This is a genomic window from Candidatus Protofrankia californiensis (assembly GCF_900634765.1).
In the GTDB taxonomy this organism is placed as follows: domain Bacteria; phylum Actinomycetota; class Actinomycetes; order Frankiales; family Frankiaceae; genus Protofrankia; species Protofrankia californiensis.
Window position 1 is genome coordinate 1 of the sequence record NZ_CAAAFT010000195.1, and the last position, 1,400, is coordinate 1,400.

Below are 1,400 nucleotides of genomic sequence, written 5' to 3' on the forward strand. Positions count from 1 at the left end.
GAGCAACGATCTAGCGACTCGCCGAAGCGGCGGTCCGTGACGTAGAGCGACCACCGCGTGATCCTCACGAGAAACCTGCGAAGCAACTCGAGGGGAGAAACGCGATGGCCGTACGCCCGACTGTGACCGACAGCGAGGGATTCGGCAAGGAACTCGCCGCGGCGAGTCCGGACCTGCTGGGAGCGATGGTGAAAGCGTTCGCGGAGGCGTTGATGGGCGCTGAGGCGGACAGTATCTGCAACGCGGACTATGGGGAGGTATCTCCGGAAAGAGTCAACCGTCGGAACGGCTATCGGATGCGGGAGTGGGACACCCGCGCGGGCACGATCGAGCTTGCCGTTCCCAAGCTGCGGTCCGGCTCGTACTTCCCGGACTGGCTGTTGACACGGCGTCGGCGGGCGGAGCAGGCGCTGATCTCGGTGGTCGCGACCTCCTACCTCCTCGGCGTTTCCACCCGGCGGGTCGACAAGCTCGTCGAGCAGCTCGGTGTCGCGCATATCTCGAAGTCCCAGGTCTCCCAGTTGGCGAAACATCTCGACGCCCAGGTCGAGGCGTTCCGCTCGAGGCCGCTGGACGCCGGCCCGTACCGGTTCGTCCAGGCCGACGCGTTGACGATGAAGGTCCGCGAGGACGGCCGTGTGATCAACGTGCACTGCCTGCTCGCCGTCGGCGTCAACGGCGACGGCCACCGGGAGATCCTCGGTCTCGACGTCGTGTCCAGCGAGGACGGGGCGGGCTGGCTGGCGTTCTTCCGTGGCCTGGTCGCCCGCGGCCTGTCCGGGGTCCGGCTGGTCACCTCGGACGCCCACCGTGGCCTGGTGGCCGCGATCGGGGCGACCCTGCCCGGTGCGTCGTGGCAGCGCTGCCGGACGCATTACCTGCGGGACCTGTTGACCGTCACCCCGAAATCCTCCCAGCCCTGGGTGGCGACCCTGGTCAGAACCGTTTTCGACCAGGCCGACGGCAACGAGGTCAGCGTGCAGTTCGACCGGGTCGTCGATGCGCTTTCCGGGAAACTTCCCAAGGCCGCCGGCCATCTCTCCGACGCGAAAGCCGACCTGCTCGCGTTCACCACCTATCCACGGGAGATCTGGCGGCAGATCTGGTCATCGAACCCGCAGGAACGACTGAACCGGGAAATCCGCCGGCGCACCGACGTTGTCGGTATCTTCCCCGACCGTGGGTCTATCATCAGGCTCGTCGGTGCCGTGCTGGCCGAGCAGAACGACGAGTGGATCGAAACCCACCGCTACATCGGTCTGGAAATCCTCGCCAAATGCGACCCGGCACAGGAATCCCGCGACACACCCGAGATCACCGTGACACCGGAGGCCTTGACCGCATAACCTAATCCCAGATCACGCGGAGTCACTCTCCGTACACCACGCCCCCGGACGCGA

Annotated in this window: 1 protein-coding gene; it reads left to right on the forward strand. The window is 66.3% G+C overall.

Annotation, left to right across the window (positions count from 1 at the left end; genetic code table 11):
- Nucleotides 1-104 precede the first annotated feature (104 nt).
- Entirely contained in the window at nt 105-1,346 is a 1,242-nt protein-coding gene (locus DD1DGNOD_RS10760) for an IS256 family transposase (RefSeq protein ID WP_131770022.1), read from the forward strand.
- The last annotated feature ends 54 nt before the right edge of the window (nt 1,347-1,400 follow it).

What these genes read in the sequence shown, in the direction of transcription:
- DD1DGNOD_RS10760 (WP_131770022.1), top strand. Translation starts at nt 105, where the DNA reads ATGGCCGTACGCCCGACTGTGACCGACAGCGAGGGATTCGGCAAGGAA.